General features: G+C 47.3%; 16 protein-coding genes. 11 read left to right on the top strand and 5 right to left on the bottom strand.

The window, feature by feature from the left end; translation table 11 throughout:
• Position 1 precedes the first annotated feature (1 nt).
• The 5 genes from ilvC to miaA form a co-directional block, all read right to left on the bottom strand.
• Positions 2–1,036 (bottom strand): ketol-acid reductoisomerase, encoded by a 1,035-nt coding sequence (ilvC, locus tag LPB140_RS09130; protein WP_072559570.1) that lies wholly within the window; start codon positions 1,034–1,036, stop codon positions 2–4.
• A gap of 37 nt (positions 1,037–1,073) precedes the next feature.
• Positions 1,074–1,502 (bottom strand): lysozyme inhibitor LprI family protein, encoded by a 429-nt coding sequence (locus tag LPB140_RS09125; RefSeq protein WP_072559569.1) that lies wholly within the window; start codon positions 1,500–1,502, stop codon positions 1,074–1,076.
• Positions 1,502–2,017, bottom strand: coding sequence for an acetolactate synthase small subunit (gene ilvN, locus LPB140_RS09120; RefSeq protein WP_072559568.1), 516 nt, complete (start codon positions 2,015–2,017; stop codon positions 1,502–1,504). The genes LPB140_RS09125 and ilvN overlap by 1 nt, the downstream gene beginning before the upstream one ends.
• 14 nt (positions 2,018–2,031) lie before the next feature.
• Positions 2,032–3,777: an acetolactate synthase 3 large subunit gene (locus tag LPB140_RS09115; protein ID WP_072559567.1), complete on the bottom strand. Its 1,746-nt coding sequence runs from the start codon at positions 3,775–3,777 to the stop codon at positions 2,032–2,034.
• Between the two features lie 147 nt (positions 3,778–3,924).
• The gene (miaA, locus tag LPB140_RS09110; protein ID WP_072559566.1) at positions 3,925–4,860 is read right to left on the bottom strand and encodes a tRNA (adenosine(37)-N6)-dimethylallyltransferase MiaA; all 936 of its coding nucleotides are present in this window, start codon (positions 4,858–4,860) and stop codon (positions 3,925–3,927) included.
• On the opposite strand from miaA, the gene serB reads away from it, so the two are divergent.
• From serB to truB, 11 genes are all read left to right on the top strand, one after another.
• Entirely contained in the window at positions 4,859–5,749 is an 891-nt protein-coding gene (gene serB, locus LPB140_RS09105) for a phosphoserine phosphatase SerB (RefSeq protein WP_072559565.1), read from the top strand. The genes miaA and serB overlap by 2 nt on opposite strands.
• On the top strand, positions 5,750–7,045 hold the full coding sequence (gene chrA, locus LPB140_RS09100; protein ID WP_072559564.1) for a chromate efflux transporter: 1,296 nt from the start codon (positions 5,750–5,752) through the stop codon (positions 7,043–7,045).
• 159 nt (positions 7,046–7,204) lie between these two features.
• Complete coding sequence (gene rimP / locus LPB140_RS09095; protein ID WP_072560735.1) at positions 7,205–7,765, top strand: ribosome maturation protein RimP; 561 nt, start codon at positions 7,205–7,207, stop codon at positions 7,763–7,765.
• Between the two features lie 2 nt (positions 7,766–7,767).
• Positions 7,768–9,435, top strand: coding sequence for a transcription termination factor NusA (nusA, locus tag LPB140_RS09090; RefSeq protein ID WP_072559563.1), 1,668 nt, complete (start codon positions 7,768–7,770; stop codon positions 9,433–9,435).
• Entirely contained in the window at positions 9,413–10,138 is a 726-nt protein-coding gene (locus LPB140_RS09085; protein ID WP_072559562.1) for a DUF448 domain-containing protein, read from the top strand. The genes nusA and LPB140_RS09085 overlap by 23 nt, the downstream gene beginning before the upstream one ends.
• Positions 10,131–12,662: a translation initiation factor IF-2 gene (gene infB / locus LPB140_RS09080; RefSeq protein WP_072559561.1), complete on the top strand. Its 2,532-nt coding sequence runs from the start codon at positions 10,131–10,133 to the stop codon at positions 12,660–12,662. The genes LPB140_RS09085 and infB overlap by 8 nt, the downstream gene beginning before the upstream one ends.
• A 35-nt stretch (positions 12,663–12,697) precedes the next feature.
• Positions 12,698–13,090 (top strand): 30S ribosome-binding factor RbfA, encoded by a 393-nt coding sequence (gene rbfA, locus LPB140_RS09075; protein ID WP_072559560.1) that lies wholly within the window; start codon positions 12,698–12,700, stop codon positions 13,088–13,090.
• Between the two features lie 31 nt (positions 13,091–13,121).
• A complete protein-coding gene (locus LPB140_RS09070; RefSeq protein WP_072559559.1) occupies positions 13,122–13,877 on the top strand; it encodes a hypothetical protein in 756 nt (251 codons plus the stop codon).
• A gap of 107 nt (positions 13,878–13,984) precedes the next feature.
• Complete coding sequence (locus LPB140_RS09065; RefSeq protein ID WP_072559558.1) at positions 13,985–14,563, top strand: thymidine kinase; 579 nt, start codon at positions 13,985–13,987, stop codon at positions 14,561–14,563.
• Entirely contained in the window at positions 14,560–15,099 is a 540-nt protein-coding gene (locus LPB140_RS09060; protein WP_072559557.1) for a GNAT family N-acetyltransferase, read from the top strand. The genes LPB140_RS09065 and LPB140_RS09060 overlap by 4 nt, the downstream gene beginning before the upstream one ends.
• On the top strand, positions 15,092–16,012 hold the full coding sequence (gene truB, locus LPB140_RS09055) for a tRNA pseudouridine(55) synthase TruB (RefSeq protein ID WP_072559556.1): 921 nt from the start codon (positions 15,092–15,094) through the stop codon (positions 16,010–16,012). The genes LPB140_RS09060 and truB overlap by 8 nt, the downstream gene beginning before the upstream one ends.
• The last annotated feature ends 7 nt before the right edge of the window (positions 16,013–16,019 follow it).

Genomic DNA, 16,019 nt, shown 5'->3' with positions numbered 1-16,019 from the left:
ATTAGTTACGTTCTTTATCCACCAATTTATTTGCGCCAATCCATGGCATCATGGCACGCAATTTTGCGCCGGTTTCCTCAATTGGGTGCGCGGCGGCGGCTTTACGTGATGCCTTTAATTCTGGTTGTCCAGCACGGTTGTCCAGCACAAAATCCTTCACAAAACGGCCCGATTGAATATCGGCAAGAACACGTTTCATTTCCGCCTTTGTTTCTTCGGTAATGATGCGCGGTCCGGTTTTAATATCGCCATATTCTGCGGTATTTGAAATTGAATAACGCATATTTGCAATGCCGCCTTCATATAGCAAATCGACGATCAATTTTGTTTCGTGCAGACATTCAAAATATGCCATTTCCGGTGCATATCCGGCCTCAGTCAATGTTTCAAAGCCAGCTTGAATCAAATGGGTAATGCCGCCGCATAATACCGCTTGTTCACCAAATAAATCGGTTTCGCATTCTTCACGGAAATTTGTTTCAATAATGCCGCTACGGCCACCACCAACGGCAGAGGCATAGGAAAGCGCAAGGGATTTGGCATAGCCATTGCCTTGTTCGCCGTCTTTTTCCTGCGCCACCGCGACAAGGCATGGAACGCCGCCGCCGCGTTGATATTCGCTGCGTACGGTGTGGCCAGGGCCTTTTGGTGCAATCATAATGACGTCAAGGTCAGGGCGCGGCTCAATTAAACCAAAATGCACGTTCAAACCATGTGCAAAGGCCAATGCGGCGCCTTCTTTCATATTTGCATGATAATCGGCGGCATAAATTGCGGCCTGATGTTCATCCGGGGCAAGTATCATGACAAGGTCGGCCCATTTGGCCGCATCGGCATTTGACATGACTTTAAAGCCTGCGCCCTCTGCCTTTTTCGCGGTGGCTGAGCCTTCGCGCAGGGCGATGGCAATGTCTTTTACGCCGCTGTCACGCAAATTTTGCGCATGGGCATGGCCTTGGCTGCCATAACCAACAATGGCAACTTTCTTTTCAGTGATGAGGCCTAAATCGCAATCGGCGTCATAAAATACTTTCATGATATTTCCTTTTATTTAAGTAGTTTATTTTATATATTTAATATTCAGTTTCAAAATTACTATTCATATCTTCCAATTGTTCAACCCGTGAGGATACAATGTTTAATATGCAGGATGGGCCAATGATGCTGCGGTGCATAGAGCCAAATTCACTGCCCCAATAAAGACCGCATGCCTCTTGCTTAAATGATATCCACAGGCGTTGTTCCTTCAACAAATCTTTGCCCGCTTCGCTTTCTTTGCCGCCGACATTTTGCATCAAATTTTTATAAACAATGTTTAACCTGTCATCGGCGCGTTTAATTGCCGCGCCATAGCATTGGCTATAATCGGCGCTGGTTTCACGCGATGTCTCAATGCAATGCGCCAAAATGGGGTCATTTTTGCCGATAATCTCTTGGTCAGAATGACTGACATCAGCAGAGGCAAAAAGCGCAAATGCTAAAAATAGGGGAGAAATGGCCATTAACTTGCTTCCTTGCCGCGCATTAATCCCGCAACGCCGGTTCGCGCCACCTCTACCAATCCAACTTCACGCATCATGGCGATAAAACTGTCTATTTTATCGGGCGCACCGGTCAACTCAAAAATAAAGCTGCTGGTGGTCGCATCAATAACGCGGGCGCGGTACACATCGGCAAGGCGCAAAGCCTCAATTCGATTGTCACCCTTTCCTGAAACCTTTACCAGCGCAAGTTCCCGCTCCACATGTGGGCCGGCCTCCGATAAATCGGTTACTTTATGCACGGGGACAAGCCGCTCACATTGCGCAATAATTTGGTCAATTACATTGGGCGGACCATTGGTGACAATTGTAATACGGCTGGTCGCGTGATCTTCGCTGATATCTGCGACGGTTAAGCTGTCAATATTATATCCGCGTGCGGTAAACATGCCCGCAATACGCGCCAATGTTCCTGCTTCATTATCCACGACCAGGGTCAGGACGTGGCGCTGTGCATCATATTGTTGAATATGCATTATTTTAATCTTTCTTAAACCAGCGCTTTTGCTTCATCGTCCATTGTGCCGGACACGGTGTCATTCATCAAAATCATTTCGGTGTGTGCCGCGCCCGATGGTATCATGGGGAAACAATTGGCGTCTTTTACCACGCGGCAATCAAACATGACCGGACCGTCATAGGCGACCATTTCGGCAATGGCATCGTCCAATTTTGCGGGATCGTCACATCTTATACCCTTCCACCCATATGCCTCTGCCAATGCGACAAAGTCAGGCAGGCTGTCGGAATAGCTATTTGAATAGCGGCTTTCATAGGTTAATTGCTGCCATTGGCGGACCATGCCCATCCATTCATTGTTGAGAATGAATATTTTAATCGGCAGACGATATTGGCTGGCCGTGCCCATTTCTTGAATATTCATTTGGATGCTGGCTTCTCCCGCAATGTCGATGACCAATGCATCGGGATGGGCAACCTGTGCACCAATGGCCGCGGGCATACCATATCCCATTGTGCCAAGCCCGCCACTGGTGAGCCATTGATTGGGGTCATCAAAATGGAAATATTGCGCCGCCCACATTTGGTGCTGTCCCACTTCGGTGGTGATAATGGGTTTATGCTTTTTCGTGCCCTCATATAATCGCTCAATGGCATATTGCGGCATGATGGCTGTGTCATTTTTCGGATAATTCAGGCTTTTCACAGCGCGCCATCCCTTAATCCGGGCTTGCCATTCGGTTAAATCTTGCGGCTTAATCTTGCGTGATTTCCATATATCGCACATTTGCTTTAACGCCGTGCCGACATCGGCCACTATTCCATGTTCAACATGGATGGTTTTGTTGATGGAGCTGCGGTCAATGTCAATATGCACTTTAATGCTATTGGGTGAAAATGCGTCCAAGCGGCCCGTTATCCGGTCGTCAAATCGCGCCCCAAAGCAGAACATGACATCGCATTGGTTCATCGCCAAATTGGCTTCATATGTGCCATGCATGCCCAACATGCCAAGCCAATTGGGGTCGCTTGCCGGAAATGCACCAAGCCCCATTAGGGTGGATGTTACAGGTGCGCCAGAAAGTGCGGCCAAATCGCGCAATGCTTGGCTGGCCTCTGGCCCACTATTTATAACGCCTCCACCAGTATAGAAAATGGGTGATTTTGCATTGGCCAATAATTCAACAGCCTTTGTTATTTCGGCAAAGTCCGCTTCCTTTGGTACGGCATGGCGGTGGCGCTCGGTCACCATTTTACGGCTATATTCTGCGGTTGCCACCTGAACATTTTTGGGAATGTCGATAACAACAGGGCCAGGGCGACCTTTTGTGGCCAGATGAAATGCCTCTGCCACTGTCGCGGCAAGCTCGCTTGGATCTTTGACCAGATAATTATGCTTTGAACAATGGCGGGTAATGCCAACGGTGTCGGCTTCCTGAAATGCATCAGTCCCAATTAAATTGGTGGCCACTTGTCCTGTAATCACAACCATGGGAATGGAATCCAAAAACGCATCGGCAATGCCAGTTACGGCATTGGTTGCGCCGGGGCCAGATGTCACCAAAACAACGCCAGGTTTTCCGGTTGACCGTGCATATCCCTCGGCCGCATGGGCCGCGCCTGCTTCATGCCGGACAAGGATATGTTTAATTTCAGGATGTTCAAAAATGGCATCATAAATTGGCAGCACCGCCCCGCCTGGATAACCAAAAATGGTATCCACGCCCGCCGCCAATAATGCGTCGATTAAGATGTCTGCTCCAGATTTTTCAACCACTATATTAACCCCATGTCTAAATTTGGCATACCAAAAGGGTATAGCGCCAAATTTCTATAATAAAAGGCCATTGCTGCAGCGCAATATGACCATGCGGGTTAGGCGGATACCTATTATAAAATTATTAGTCAACCCTAAACTTTGAAATTATATTTCAAATTTAGATATAATTTCATTATTAAAGGAAAGTTTGCTGTTCAATTCTACTCTATTCCATGATGGCGGGCTTTGATTGCGAAACCATGTAAATTGCCGTTTTGCATATTGCCTTGTTGCAATTTTGCCCAAATTCAGCATTTCTTCCTTGTTTATTTCTTGGGCAAGAAAGGCCGAAATTTCCTTTACCCCTATGGCGCGGGCTGCCGGTGCATCATGGGGTAGCTTATGGCTAATCAGCATCTTTACTTCATCAATTGCGCCTAAATCTATCATTTGATCAAATCGCCTGTCGCACCTTTCATATAACCAATTCCTATCGGGCAATAATATATGCGCTTCTAAATCCACATTTTCCAAAATCCCGCCGCTTTTTTCCTGTTGCCATGATAATAGCGACCTTTGGGTCGAAAGGACAACCTCCAACGATCTTTTTATACGTGCATCATCATTGGGGTTTAATTGCTTGGCTCTTATCGGGTCTTCATGGCATAGCTGGGCATAGGCGGCGGTGACATCCAATTGCCGAACCATATGACGCACATTTGCATCTATGGCAGGGACAGGGGAAATACCATCAAGCAATGTGCGCATATAAAGCCCCGTTCCGCCTACCAAAATGGGCAGGCGGTCCTTATCCCATATTTTTTGCAATTCGCGCTTTGCATCATTGGCCCAGCGCGCGGCGGAGCAATATTCATAAGGCGGCAAATATCCGAATAAATGGTGCGGTGCGCTTGCCATTTCTTCTCGGCTTGGTTGGGCGCTTAAAATCGGCATTCCATCATAAACTTGCGCGCTATCCGCATTGATGATTGATATTTTATGCGTTTTGGCCAATTGAAGGGCAGATGCAGTCTTGCCGCTGGCCGTTGGTCCAGCGATAAGAAGTAAAGGTTGTTTATTTTTATTTTCAGGATTCGACATGATAATTGCCACCATAATCGGCTCAAATAATTTGGATAGTGTTACTTTGGGGGAGGCGGTTGATAGCCTTTGTTCTGCTGGCATTAAAAATGTAGAATCCAATTGGATAGAAGAAGGCAAGGCCGCCGATATTATGCTGGGCGATTTGACAATTGAGCAGGCCGCGCATGCCAAGACTGCTTTAACCCCGATGGCCGATAAAATTGATTTTTTGGTTCAGGATGATGAATTTAGGCGTAAATCATTAATCGTGTCGGATATGGACAGCACCATTATCACTGTGGAATGCATTGATGAATTGGCCGATTATGCCGGAATAAAGGCGCAAATTGCTGAAATTACCGAGGCAGCTATGCAGGGAAAACTTGATTTTGAACAGGCATTGCGCGGGCGTGTTGCCCTGTTAGAGGGGTTGGACGCGGCGATGATTGATATTTGCTTGAAAGATCGTGTCCGTCTGACCCCTGGGGCGGAAATATTGGTAAAAACAATGAAATCATGGGGCGCACATAGTATATTGGTGTCGGGCGGCTTTACCGCCTTTGCTGCTCCCGTGGCCCAAATGGCCGGTTTTGATGAATTTTATGCCAATATATTGGAAATGGAAAATGGAAATTTAACCGGAGGGTTGGAAGGCGAAATTGTCGATGCCTGTTATAAGGCATATATTATGGATAAAATAATGTCCGAATTGGGGATTGATAGAAAATCAACCTTGGCCGTGGGCGATGGGGCAAATGATATACCCATGATAGAATTTGCCAATCTTGGCGTGGCATATCATGCAAAGCCAAGGGCAGAGGCTGCAGCAAATGGATTTGTCCGCCATAATGACCTGACCGCTTTATTATATTTTCAAGGAGTTCCTTCTTCTGCATGGATGCAATAGGTGGATCAAGGCCAAAGCCCTATCATATCATGGCGCGAGGCGATTGCCGCATGGTTTAAAATTGCGATGTTAAGCTTTGGCGGGCCGGCAGGACAAATTGCCGTCATGCATAATGTGTTGGTTGAAGACAAAAAATGGATTGACGATAAGCGTTTTTTACATGCGCTTAATTTTTGCATGTTGCTTCCCGGGCCAGAGGCGATGCAATTGGCCGCCTATACCGGATGGATTACCCATGGGATAAGGGGTGGGTTGATCGCGGGGTTAATGTTCATTTTGCCGGGCATTGTCTCGGTCATGCTATTGTCCATATTCTATGTCAGTTTTGGCAATAATATTTATTTTGCCGGATTATTTTTGGGGTTAAAGTCGGCGGTTATCGCGATTATCATTCATGCAATGCAAAAGGTAATGGGCAGGGCGTTAAAAGGGCGTGTGTCATATCTTATCGCGGCGGCGGCCTTTATCGCCCTTGCATTTTTGCATATCCCATTTCCGATTGTCATTATATCGGCCGGAATTTTGGGGTGGATTTTTTTAGGCACGCAGCAACATGCCGAAACAAAGGCCAATATAGAATATAAAAAACCCATTATCATGGCGTTGATTTTATTGTCCCTATGGCTGGGCAGCATGGCGGTCATTTATAAATTTACAGGTGTTCAGTCTATATGGAGCGAGATTGGGTCATTATTTTCAATTTTGGCAATGGTTACATTTGGCGGGGCATATGCGACCTTGGCCTATGTGGGGCAAGTGGCGGTGATGCAAAAATCATGGCTATTGCCCGGTGAAATGGCCGATGGTTTGGGTATGGCGGAAACCACGCCCGGCCCATTGGTTATGGTGCTGCAATTTGTGGGATTTGTTGCGGCCTATCGCAATCCCGGTGGGCTTGACCCATTATTGGCAGGTATTTTGGGCGGATTATTGACCAGCTGGGTAACGTTTCTGCCCTGTTTCTTGTGGATATTTGCCGGTGCGCCCTTTGTGGAAAAATTACGCGCACATGCCAAATTATCTGGCGCTTTATCGGCCATTACGGCGGCTGTTGTGGGTGTTATTGCCAATTTGGGCCTGTGGTTTGCGGTGCATAGCTTATTTGCGGATGTGCAGGTGATAAATTGGTCTGTCGTTACATTTGAATGGCCCATTATATCGTCATTAAAATGGGATATGGCAATTTTAACGATTTTATCCTGTTATTTATTGTTAAAGCGCCATTGGAACATGATTTTGGTTATCGCCATTTGTGTTGGCGCGGGGTTGGCAGTGAATTTGGCATCTATATTTTAAAATGATGGTTTAACTTTGTAAAAAAATCTATGCTTGCAAAAAAATATATATGAATATATAGCCGATTTATTCCGACATTGTTATGAGATGAAGGGCTGGCGCCACGGGGCCGGTTTCATTTCCATATGTCCGTATAAATATTGATTGAAAGCAGAAATTTTGGACGATTTGCAAAAATTGCAAGATATTATTTTACCCGAGGTTCAGGCCTGCGGCTTTGACCTTGTGCGTGTTAAATGGATTGGCAGCGGGGAAGACCGCATTTTGCAAATCATGGCCGAACGGCCCGATACGCGGCAGTTAAATATCGATGATTGCGGCAAATTATCGCGCCTGATTTCTGATAAATTTGATGAGCTTGATCCGATTGAAGAAACCTATCGTTTGGAGGTGAGTTCCCCTGGAATTGACCGCCCATTGACCCGCTTGTCCGATTTTTCCGATTGGGCGGGGCATGATGTTCGCCTTGTCCCCATTGATGCGATTGACGGGCATCGGCAATTTCGCGGGGCAATTGTCGGCGTAGATAATGATATTATATCGGTTGATGATCGCAAATTTGGAGTGTGCGACATTCCATTTAATATGGTAAAAAGTGCAAAGCTGCTCTTGACAGATAGATTGATTGCGTCGACTGCCCCTATGAGTGCAAGCGGGGTTGACGATGTGGAAACAGAAACCGCCGTTGATGATGGCGCTGAATATGAACAGGAAGATTGATAATGGCGAGCCCAATTTCTGCAAATAAGGCCGAATTACTGGCAATTGCAAATGCTGTAGCAAGCGAGAAAATGATTGATAAGTCAATCGTGATGGAGGCTTTGGAAGAAGCGATTCAGCGCGCAGCACGCGCCCGTTATGGCGCGGAAAATGATATTCGTGCAAAACTTGACCCGCAAACTGGCGATCTTCGTTTATGGCGTGTGGTTGAGGTTGTTGAAGAGGTTGATGACTTTTTCAAGCAAGTCGATGTGGCGCAGGCCGAAAAATTACAGGCCGGCGCGGTCGTTGGTGATTTTATTGTTGATCCATTGCCGCCTGTTGATTTGGGCCGTATCGACGCCCAATCGGCCAAGCAGGTTATTTTTCAAAAGGTGCGCGATGCAGAGCGTGAGCGCCAATTTGAGGAATTTAAGGATCGCGCGGGTGAGGTTATTACCGGCGTTGTAAAGTCGGTTGAATTTGGCCATGTTGTTGTTGATCTTGGCCGTGCAGAGGGTGTTATCCGCCGGGATCAGCAAATTCCGCGTGAAGTTGTTCGCCCCAATGACCGTGTTCGTGCCTTGATTATGAAGGTGGTGCGTGAAAATCGCGGTCCACAAATTTTGCTGTCACGTGCGCATCCTGATTTCATGCGTAAATTATTTGCACAAGAAGTGCCGGAAATTTATGATGGCGTGATTGAGATTAAGGCGGCGGCCCGTGATCCAGGAAGTCGTGCCAAAATTGGTGTTATCAGCAATGATAGCAGCATTGATCCTGTGGGCGCCTGTGTTGGTATGAAGGGTAGCCGTGTTCAAGCCGTGGTTCAGGAAATGCAGGGCGAAAAAATCGACATTATTCCATGGTCCGAAGATACTGCGACATTTGTTGTAAACGCGTTGCAGCCCGCGACCGTTGCGCGCGTGGTGATTGATGAGGATGAAAACCGTATTGAGGTTGTTGTTCCTGATGATCAATTGTCATTGGCAATTGGTCGGCGCGGCCAAAATGTCCGATTGGCAAGCCAGTTAACAGGCCGTGCGATTGATATTATGACCGAGGCGGATTCCAACGAGAAGCGCCAAAAGGAATTTGTTGAACGTTCAGATATGTTCCAAAAAGAATTGGATGTTGATGAAACATTGGCGCAATTGCTTGTCGCTGAAGGGTTTAGCGAGCTTGAAGAAGTTGCCTATGTTGCGCCAGAGGAATTGGGTGTCATTGAAGGTTTTGACGAAGATTTGGTGGCTGAGCTGCAAAATCGCGCGACCGAGGCGCTAGATCGCCGCGAAGAGGCATCCCGTGCAGAGCGCAGGGCGCTTGGCGTGGAGGATGCTTTGGCGGAATTGCCACATCTTACCGAAGCGATGTTGGTTGTGCTTGGCAATGCGGGCATTAAAACATTGGATGATTTGGCGGATCTTGCCACCGATGAATTGGTGCAAAAAGGTCTGCGTGAGCAGAAACGTGCCGATGGCCGCCGTAATGAGCGCCGTCGCAGCGATGAAAAGCCGGGCATTCTTGCTTCATTCGCATTGGGCGAGGAAATTGGTAATGAAATTATCATGGCCGCCCGTGCGCATTGGTTTGAGGATGAAGATGATGCGCCAGTAGCCAAAGCCGAAGAGGCGGAAGCTGAAAATGTTGTTGATGGGGAGGACGCCCTTGCCGCGGATAGCCCCCAATGAGACGCATGACACAGCAATAAGGCGGTGTATAATAGATGGCGATCGGCACGCTCAATCGGATTTGGTCCGATTGGCGATGAACGATGATGGCCAGATATTTCCTGATATTCATGCAAAGGCCCCTGGCCGTGGTTGTTGGGTGGGGGTTGATAAGCAGAAATTGGCCATAGCGGCCAATGACGGCAAATTAAAATCGGCTTTATGCCGCGCCTTTAAACGCAATGATATCAGCTTTGATGCCAATATTGCCGACCATATTGACGATGGAATGCGCGGGCAATTTTTGAACCGTTTGGGTCTTGAATCGCGTGCGGGCAATCTTTTAACCGGATCAGAGCGCATTGCCGAATCTGGTCGCGCGGGGAAGGTTTTTCTGTTATTACATGCGCAAGACGCGGCCGAGGATGGGCGCAGAAAATTGGACCAAGCATGGCGTGTTGGCACGGGACAAGAGGGGCAGGGGTTGCAAGGTGCAATCATTCCCACATCTCGCGACAATATTTCGGCGGCATTGGGGCGCGGTAATGCAGTCCATGTGGCGATTATAAATAAAAAAGCAGCGGTCAGAATATGGCAAATTTCTGCGCGCTGGTTAAAATATTCAGGATGCCCTATTCAACAGCAAAATATTTTTGCAGATTTGTTGAATAGTGGCAAAGAGAAAAAGATAGAGAAACAAAGGATAAGTCTGTTCCATGAGTGATGATAATAATGAAAAGCCAACACTGACCCGTAAGCCTTTAGGATTAAAGCGGGCGGTTGAATCTGGCGAAGTGAAGCAGACTTTCAGCCATGGCCGCACCAATAAGGTTGTGGTTGAGGTGAAACGTCGCAAATTAGTCGGCAAACCGGGCGCGACCCCTGAACCTTTGGTGGAGGCTGCGCCGCCGCCGCCGCCGCCTGTTGCTGCACCTAAAGCGCCGCCAGCACCTGCGCCCGCGCCAAAGAAAAAGGCCGATAGCGTTCAAGATCGTAAAGATTTGCAAGCGCGTTTGTTAAGAGAGGCGGAAGAGGCCCGTTTGGCGACATTAGAAGATGCCCGCCGCCGTGAAGACGCGGAAAAAGCGAAAGAGCAGGAAGAAGCCCAGCGCCGCGCCGAGGAAAGCAAAAAGGCCGAACAGGCAGCTGCGCAAAAGGACGTTGAAGTTAAAAAAGAAAAACCTGTTGAAAAAACAGAAAAAGCGCCAGCCGAAGCGCCGGTGAAGGAAGAAAAGAGCGTTGACGCACCGCCGCCGCCGCGCCGTTTCACCCCCGTTGAATCGCCAAAGCGTGAGCGCGCAAAGGAAGAAAAAAAGCCAGCGCCGCGTTCGCGCGCAGAACGTGATGACCGCAGGCAGTCGGGTAAATTAACCGTTACCCGCGCATTAAGCGAAAATGACGGCGCCAGAGCGCGGTCTTTGGCTGCGTTGAAACGCGCGCGCGAAAAGGATAAACGCGCTCAAAATAGCGGCCCACGCGTGGCTCAACCCAAAAAATCACGTGAAGTAAATGTTCCTGAAGTTATTACAGTTCAGGAATTGGCAAAAAGAATGGGCGAAAAGGGCGCTGATCTGGTTAAAGTTTTGTTCAATATGGACATGATGGTCACCGTCAATCAGTCCATTGATCAGGATACAGCAGAATTATTGGTCGAAGAATTTGGCCATATTATCAAACGTATTTCGGGCGATGATGTGGAGATTAAGGTTGAGGAAGATCAGGATGATCCCGCAACATTAAAACCACGCGCCCCTGTTGTTACGGTGATGGGCCATGTTGACCATGGTAAAACATCTTTATTAGATGCTTTGCGCGGTGCAAATGTTGTATCTGGTGAAGCCGGCGGTATTACCCAGCATATTGGCGCATATCAGGTCAAAACTAAAAAAGGTGACATGATTACCTTCCTTGATACCCCAGGGCATGAGGCATTTACCGAAATGCGCGCGCGCGGGGCGATGGTAACCGATATCGTGATTTTGGTGGTGGCGGCCGATGATGGCCTTATGCCCCAATCAATTGAGGCGATTAACCATTGTAAAGCGGCCAATGTGCCGATGATTGTGGCGATTAACAAAATTGATAAGGATGGCGCAAATCCCCAACGTATCCGTGAAAGATTGCTAGAGCATGAGGTCATGGTTGAGGCGATGAGCGGTGAAGTTCAAGATGTTGAGGTTTCGGCATTAAAGAAAATCGGCCTTGATGACTTGCTTGAAAAAATTGCTCTTCAGGCTGAGTTGCTTGAACTTGGAGCAAATCCGGATCGTATGGCGGAGGCCATTGTGGTCGAAGCGCAGCTTGATAAAGGACGCGGCGCTGTTGCCACCGTTTTGGTGAAACGCGGCACATTGAAGCGCGGCGATATTTTTGTTGTCGGTGAATATGCGGGTAAAGTGCGCGCATTGATTGACGATAAGGGTAAGCAAGTTAAAGAAGCAGGGCCTTCCGTCCCTGTTGAGGTGCTTGGCCTTTCTGGTGTACCAAGCGCGGGTGATGTTTTGACCGTGGTTGAAAATGATGCGCGTGCCCGTGAAGTGGCCGCATATCGCGCCGAACAAGCAAAATTAAAGCGCACAACTCAGGCGCCTGCTTCGCTTGATACCATGTTCTCATCACTTTCTTCGGACCGTGCAATGGAATATCCGGTGTTGATTAAGGCGGATGTTCAAGGGTCGGCTGAGGCGATTGTTAATGCGCTTAATAAATTATCGACCGATGAGATTAAGGTTCGCATATTACATAGCGGCGTAGGTGGGATTACCGAATCCGATATGATTTTGGCCAATGCGTCAAATGCGCCATTAATTGGATTTAATGTGCGGCCAAATGCCAAGGCACGTGAAATTGCGCAGCGCGAAAAAGTGCGGTTGAAATATTTTGATGTGATTTATCATTTGACCGAGGATATCGCCAAGGAAATGGCCGGTGAACTTGGCCCAGAAATCATCGAAACCGTGGTTGGCCGTGCAGAAATTAAGGATGTATTCCCTGCCGGCAAACATGGCAAGGCGGCAGGTATTCTTGTCACCGATGGCTTTATTAAGAAAGCTTTAAAAGCGCGTATTACACGCGATGACGTTATTATTTATAATGGCGAAATCGGTTCATTGCGCCGCTTTAAAGACGATGTGGCAGAGGTTCGTGCCGGTCTTGAATGTGGTGTGACCTTCACCGACCATAAGGATATTAAGCCGGGCGATTATCTGGAAACTTTCGAAGTGGAAGAACGCGAACGGGTTCTTTAATTTGAACTTTTTTAAGGTTTTTCAGGCAGCATAATATGGCGAAATATAATGATACAGGCCCTGAAGGGCGTTCGGTTCGCTTGCTCCGCGTGGGGGAGCAAGTGCGCCATATTTTGTCGGAATTATTGGCGCGAAAGGTCGTGCATGATGATATATTGTCCAGCCATCATGTAAGTGTGACCGAAGTTAGAATGTCACCCGATTTGCGCCATGCCGCCGTCTTTGTGAAACCATTATTGGGTAGTGAAGAAGAAAAGGTGATAAAGGCGCTGCGTACCAACACCGCCTTTTTTCAAAAAGAAGTGGCAAGCCGTATGAAGTTAAAATATGCGGCAAAGTTGAAATTTTTATCCGATGAAAGTTTTGATGAGGCCAGCAAAATTGAAAAATTACTGGCCGATCCGCATGTTCGACAAGATTTAGATTGAATAAATAAATACAAGCATTTAAGCTTTATCTATGTTTCGTGAATATATTTTTTCTGCCTCCAGTGCGCTGGCTTTGTCCTTTGCATCACTTTTGCCGATACAGGCAAAGGCATGTGGCGACGATGCGCCAATGCGCGATGTTAATGTGGATGTGGCGCAAACATCCTATCGTGTCATAAATTTTGTGCCCAAGGGGTGGAAATTATATGATAAGGTTGATGGAGATTTAAACGGCGATGGCCGCAATGACAGTGCGCTTGTCATTCAAAAAAATGATCCAATAGGCATGGTGCAAAATCCCGATGGCCTTGGAAGTGATGAATATGATGCAAATCCGCGCATTTTAATTATTGTCTTTGCCGATGAAAAGGGCGGATATCGGCGTGTCGGCATGAATGATGTGATAATCCCCGATCATGACAGCCCGACAATTTCCGATCCCTATGCCGATATGTCGATTGCCAATGGAAAATTATTTTTAAGGTTAGAATTTTTTGCCAGCGCGGGCAGTTGGACCATGTTTAATAAAGAATTTAATCTGCGTTGGGACGGCGCAAATATGAATTTAATTGGATATGATATGCACATGGTGCACCGTGCATCGGGCGCGGTGGCGGATGTCAGCGCGAATTTCTTAACCGGCAAAATAATTATTTCCGAAGGCAATATTGAAAATGAAGCCGAAAAAAGCAAAGTGCGGCAGATGAAAAAACCGCATAAATATCGGTTAGAAGATATTGAAAATGGTTTTCAGTTTGAACCTGATAGCAATTTATATTCATTATAAAAAATAACTAAATCCATGGCCGTGCTTTCATCAATCGCAGCCATAATAATATTGCCCATATAGAAATTCCGCTTTGTATCTGCGTCATGAAAATGTAGGTGCGCAATATGGCAAAATTATATTTTTATTACGCATCGATGAATGCGGGCAAATCGACAACTTTATTACAGGCCGATTTTAATTATCGAGAACGCGGTATGCGCACCATGTTGTGGACGGCGGCGCTTGATAATCGATATGATATTGGCGCGGTGACTTCGCGAATTGGGTTAAAGGCGGATGCGCATCAATTTCAACCCGAAACTAATTTATGGAATGAAATTATCGCGCATCATGATGACGCGCCCATATCCTGTATTTTGGTGGATGAGGCGCAATTTTTATCACGTAAGCAGGTATTGCAATTGGCAAAAATTGCCGATGAGGGCAAAATCCCTGTTTTATGCTATGGCCTGCGCACTGATTTTCAGGCTGAATTATTCCCCGGCTCTGCGACTTTATTGGGGGTTGCGGATGCGTTGGTAGAATTAAAGGCGGTGTGCGAATGTGGCCGTAAATCGACCATGAACCTGCGCGTGGATGGCGATGGCAATGCGGTAAAGGCAGGCGAACAAACCGAAATTGGCGGAAATGACCGCTATGTGGCGCTGTGCCGGAAACATTTTATGGAAAAAATCGGCCAATGAGCGTGCTTGAAAAAAATTTAACCGATCGTGATTTGTCATTGGAATTATTTGCGGATCATCATGTAGAGGGCCTGCGTGCGGCGGTGCATGAGGATGATGATATTTGGCAAATTTACCCTGTTAATTTACGTGATGAGGATGCGGAAAGGCAATTAAAATCCTTTCATGGGGAGGATGGATGGGTGCGTTTCATCATTGTGTATCAGGGCAAAATTGTCGGCACGACCAGCTATATCCATCCTGATTTGGAAAATGGCACGTTCATGATTGGCGGCACCTATATTGAACCATCGGTGCGCGGCAAGGGCATTAACGATCGCATGAAAAAATTGATGCTGGACCATGCATTTGCCAACGGATTTTGGCGCGCCGAATTTACCGTGGATACGCGCAATAAACGATCTATGGCAGCGGTCACCAAATTGGGCGGCACATTAGAGGGGATATTGCGCAAAAATCGCGTGACATGGACGGGCTTTGTCCGTGATACGGCGCTTTATTCCATATTAAAGGATGAATGGGAAAATAATGCTTAGTGGATGGGTTATTCTGGATAAACCACTAGGCATGGGATCAACCCAAATGGTCAGCGCGGTGAAACGCAATTTACGCGAAGCTGGGTTGATGGGCAAATTACGCGATGGCCCAAAGGTGGGGCATGGCGGGACGCTAGACCCTTTGGCCACGGGGGTGCTGCCCATTGCCATTGGGGAGGCGACCAAATTATGCGGACATATGTTGGATGCGGCCAAATGCTATGATTTCACCATTTGTTTTGGCACAGAGACCAGTGGGCTGGATGCAGAGGGCGAGGTAGTTAAAACATCCGACTTTCGCCCATTATTAAGTCAAATAGAGCAAATATTGCCAAACTTTACTGGCCCGATTGAGCAAATACCGCCTGCTTTTTCTGCGATTAAAATTGATGGGAAACGCGCCTATGCCTTGGCACGGGAGGGCAAGGCAGTGGAGATGAAAAGCCGGTCTGTGAAGATATATAGCCTCAAAATATTGGCTTTTGAGCGGAATCCAGATGAAGGTTTATCCTCGGTCACCATCTCTGCCAAAGTATCAAAGGGCACCTATATTCGTTCTTTGGCGCGTGATATTTCCTATGCGGTGGAGAGTGTGGGTCATGTCACCATGTTGCGGCGCACCAAATCTGGTCCTTTCACATTGGATCAGGCGATTTCACTGGACAAATTGAACAAATTAGGCCAAGGGCTGGACCCACAGGACATAATATTGCCGTTTGAGATTGGGCTGGTCGACATCCCGGCTCTATATCTCTCTTCGCAGGCGGCGATTGCGATCAAACATGGTCGTGTCTTGGCGGAGATAATTGAGGGCGATGGTTTATATTGTTGCAAGGATGCCGAGAATCGGCCTTTAGCATTGATAGAAATTACCGGCGGTGAGCCGAAAATTGTCCGAGGTTTTAATTTATAACAGGATG

The sequence above is a fragment of the Sphingorhabdus lutea genome, assembly GCF_001889025.1.
In the GTDB taxonomy this organism is placed as follows: domain Bacteria; phylum Pseudomonadota; class Alphaproteobacteria; order Sphingomonadales; family Sphingomonadaceae; genus Sphingorhabdus_B; species Sphingorhabdus_B lutea.
The sequence above is the reverse complement of the archived record's forward strand: the minus strand, read 5'-3'. Positions and strand labels throughout refer to the sequence as shown.

Bases quoted from the DNA above. Each gene is read 5' to 3' on its own strand.
- miaA (WP_072559566.1), bottom strand. From the start codon at position 4,860: ATGTCGAATCCTGAAAATAAAAATAAACAACCTTTACTTCTTATCGCT.
- LPB140_RS09065 (WP_072559558.1), top strand. From the start codon at position 13,985: ATGGCAAAATTATATTTTTATTACGCATCGATGAATGCGGGCAAATCG.
- nusA (WP_072559563.1), top strand. From the start codon at position 7,768: ATGGCGAGCCCAATTTCTGCAAATAAGGCCGAATTACTGGCAATTGCA.
- rbfA (WP_072559560.1), top strand. From the start codon at position 12,698: ATGGCGAAATATAATGATACAGGCCCTGAAGGGCGTTCGGTTCGCTTG.
- LPB140_RS09070 (WP_072559559.1), top strand. From the start codon at position 13,122: ATGTTTCGTGAATATATTTTTTCTGCCTCCAGTGCGCTGGCTTTGTCC.
- ilvN (WP_072559568.1), bottom strand. From the start codon at position 2,017: ATGCATATTCAACAATATGATGCACAGCGCCACGTCCTGACCCTGGTC.
- serB (WP_072559565.1), top strand. From the start codon at position 4,859: ATGATAATTGCCACCATAATCGGCTCAAATAATTTGGATAGTGTTACT.
- ilvC (WP_072559570.1), bottom strand. From the start codon at position 1,036: ATGAAAGTATTTTATGACGCCGATTGCGATTTAGGCCTCATCACTGAA.
- LPB140_RS09125 (WP_072559569.1), bottom strand. From the start codon at position 1,502: ATGGCCATTTCTCCCCTATTTTTAGCATTTGCGCTTTTTGCCTCTGCT.
- LPB140_RS09060 (WP_072559557.1), top strand. From the start codon at position 14,560: ATGAGCGTGCTTGAAAAAAATTTAACCGATCGTGATTTGTCATTGGAA.
- infB (WP_072559561.1), top strand. From the start codon at position 10,131: ATGAGTGATGATAATAATGAAAAGCCAACACTGACCCGTAAGCCTTTA.
- truB (WP_072559556.1), top strand. From the start codon at position 15,092: ATGCTTAGTGGATGGGTTATTCTGGATAAACCACTAGGCATGGGATCA.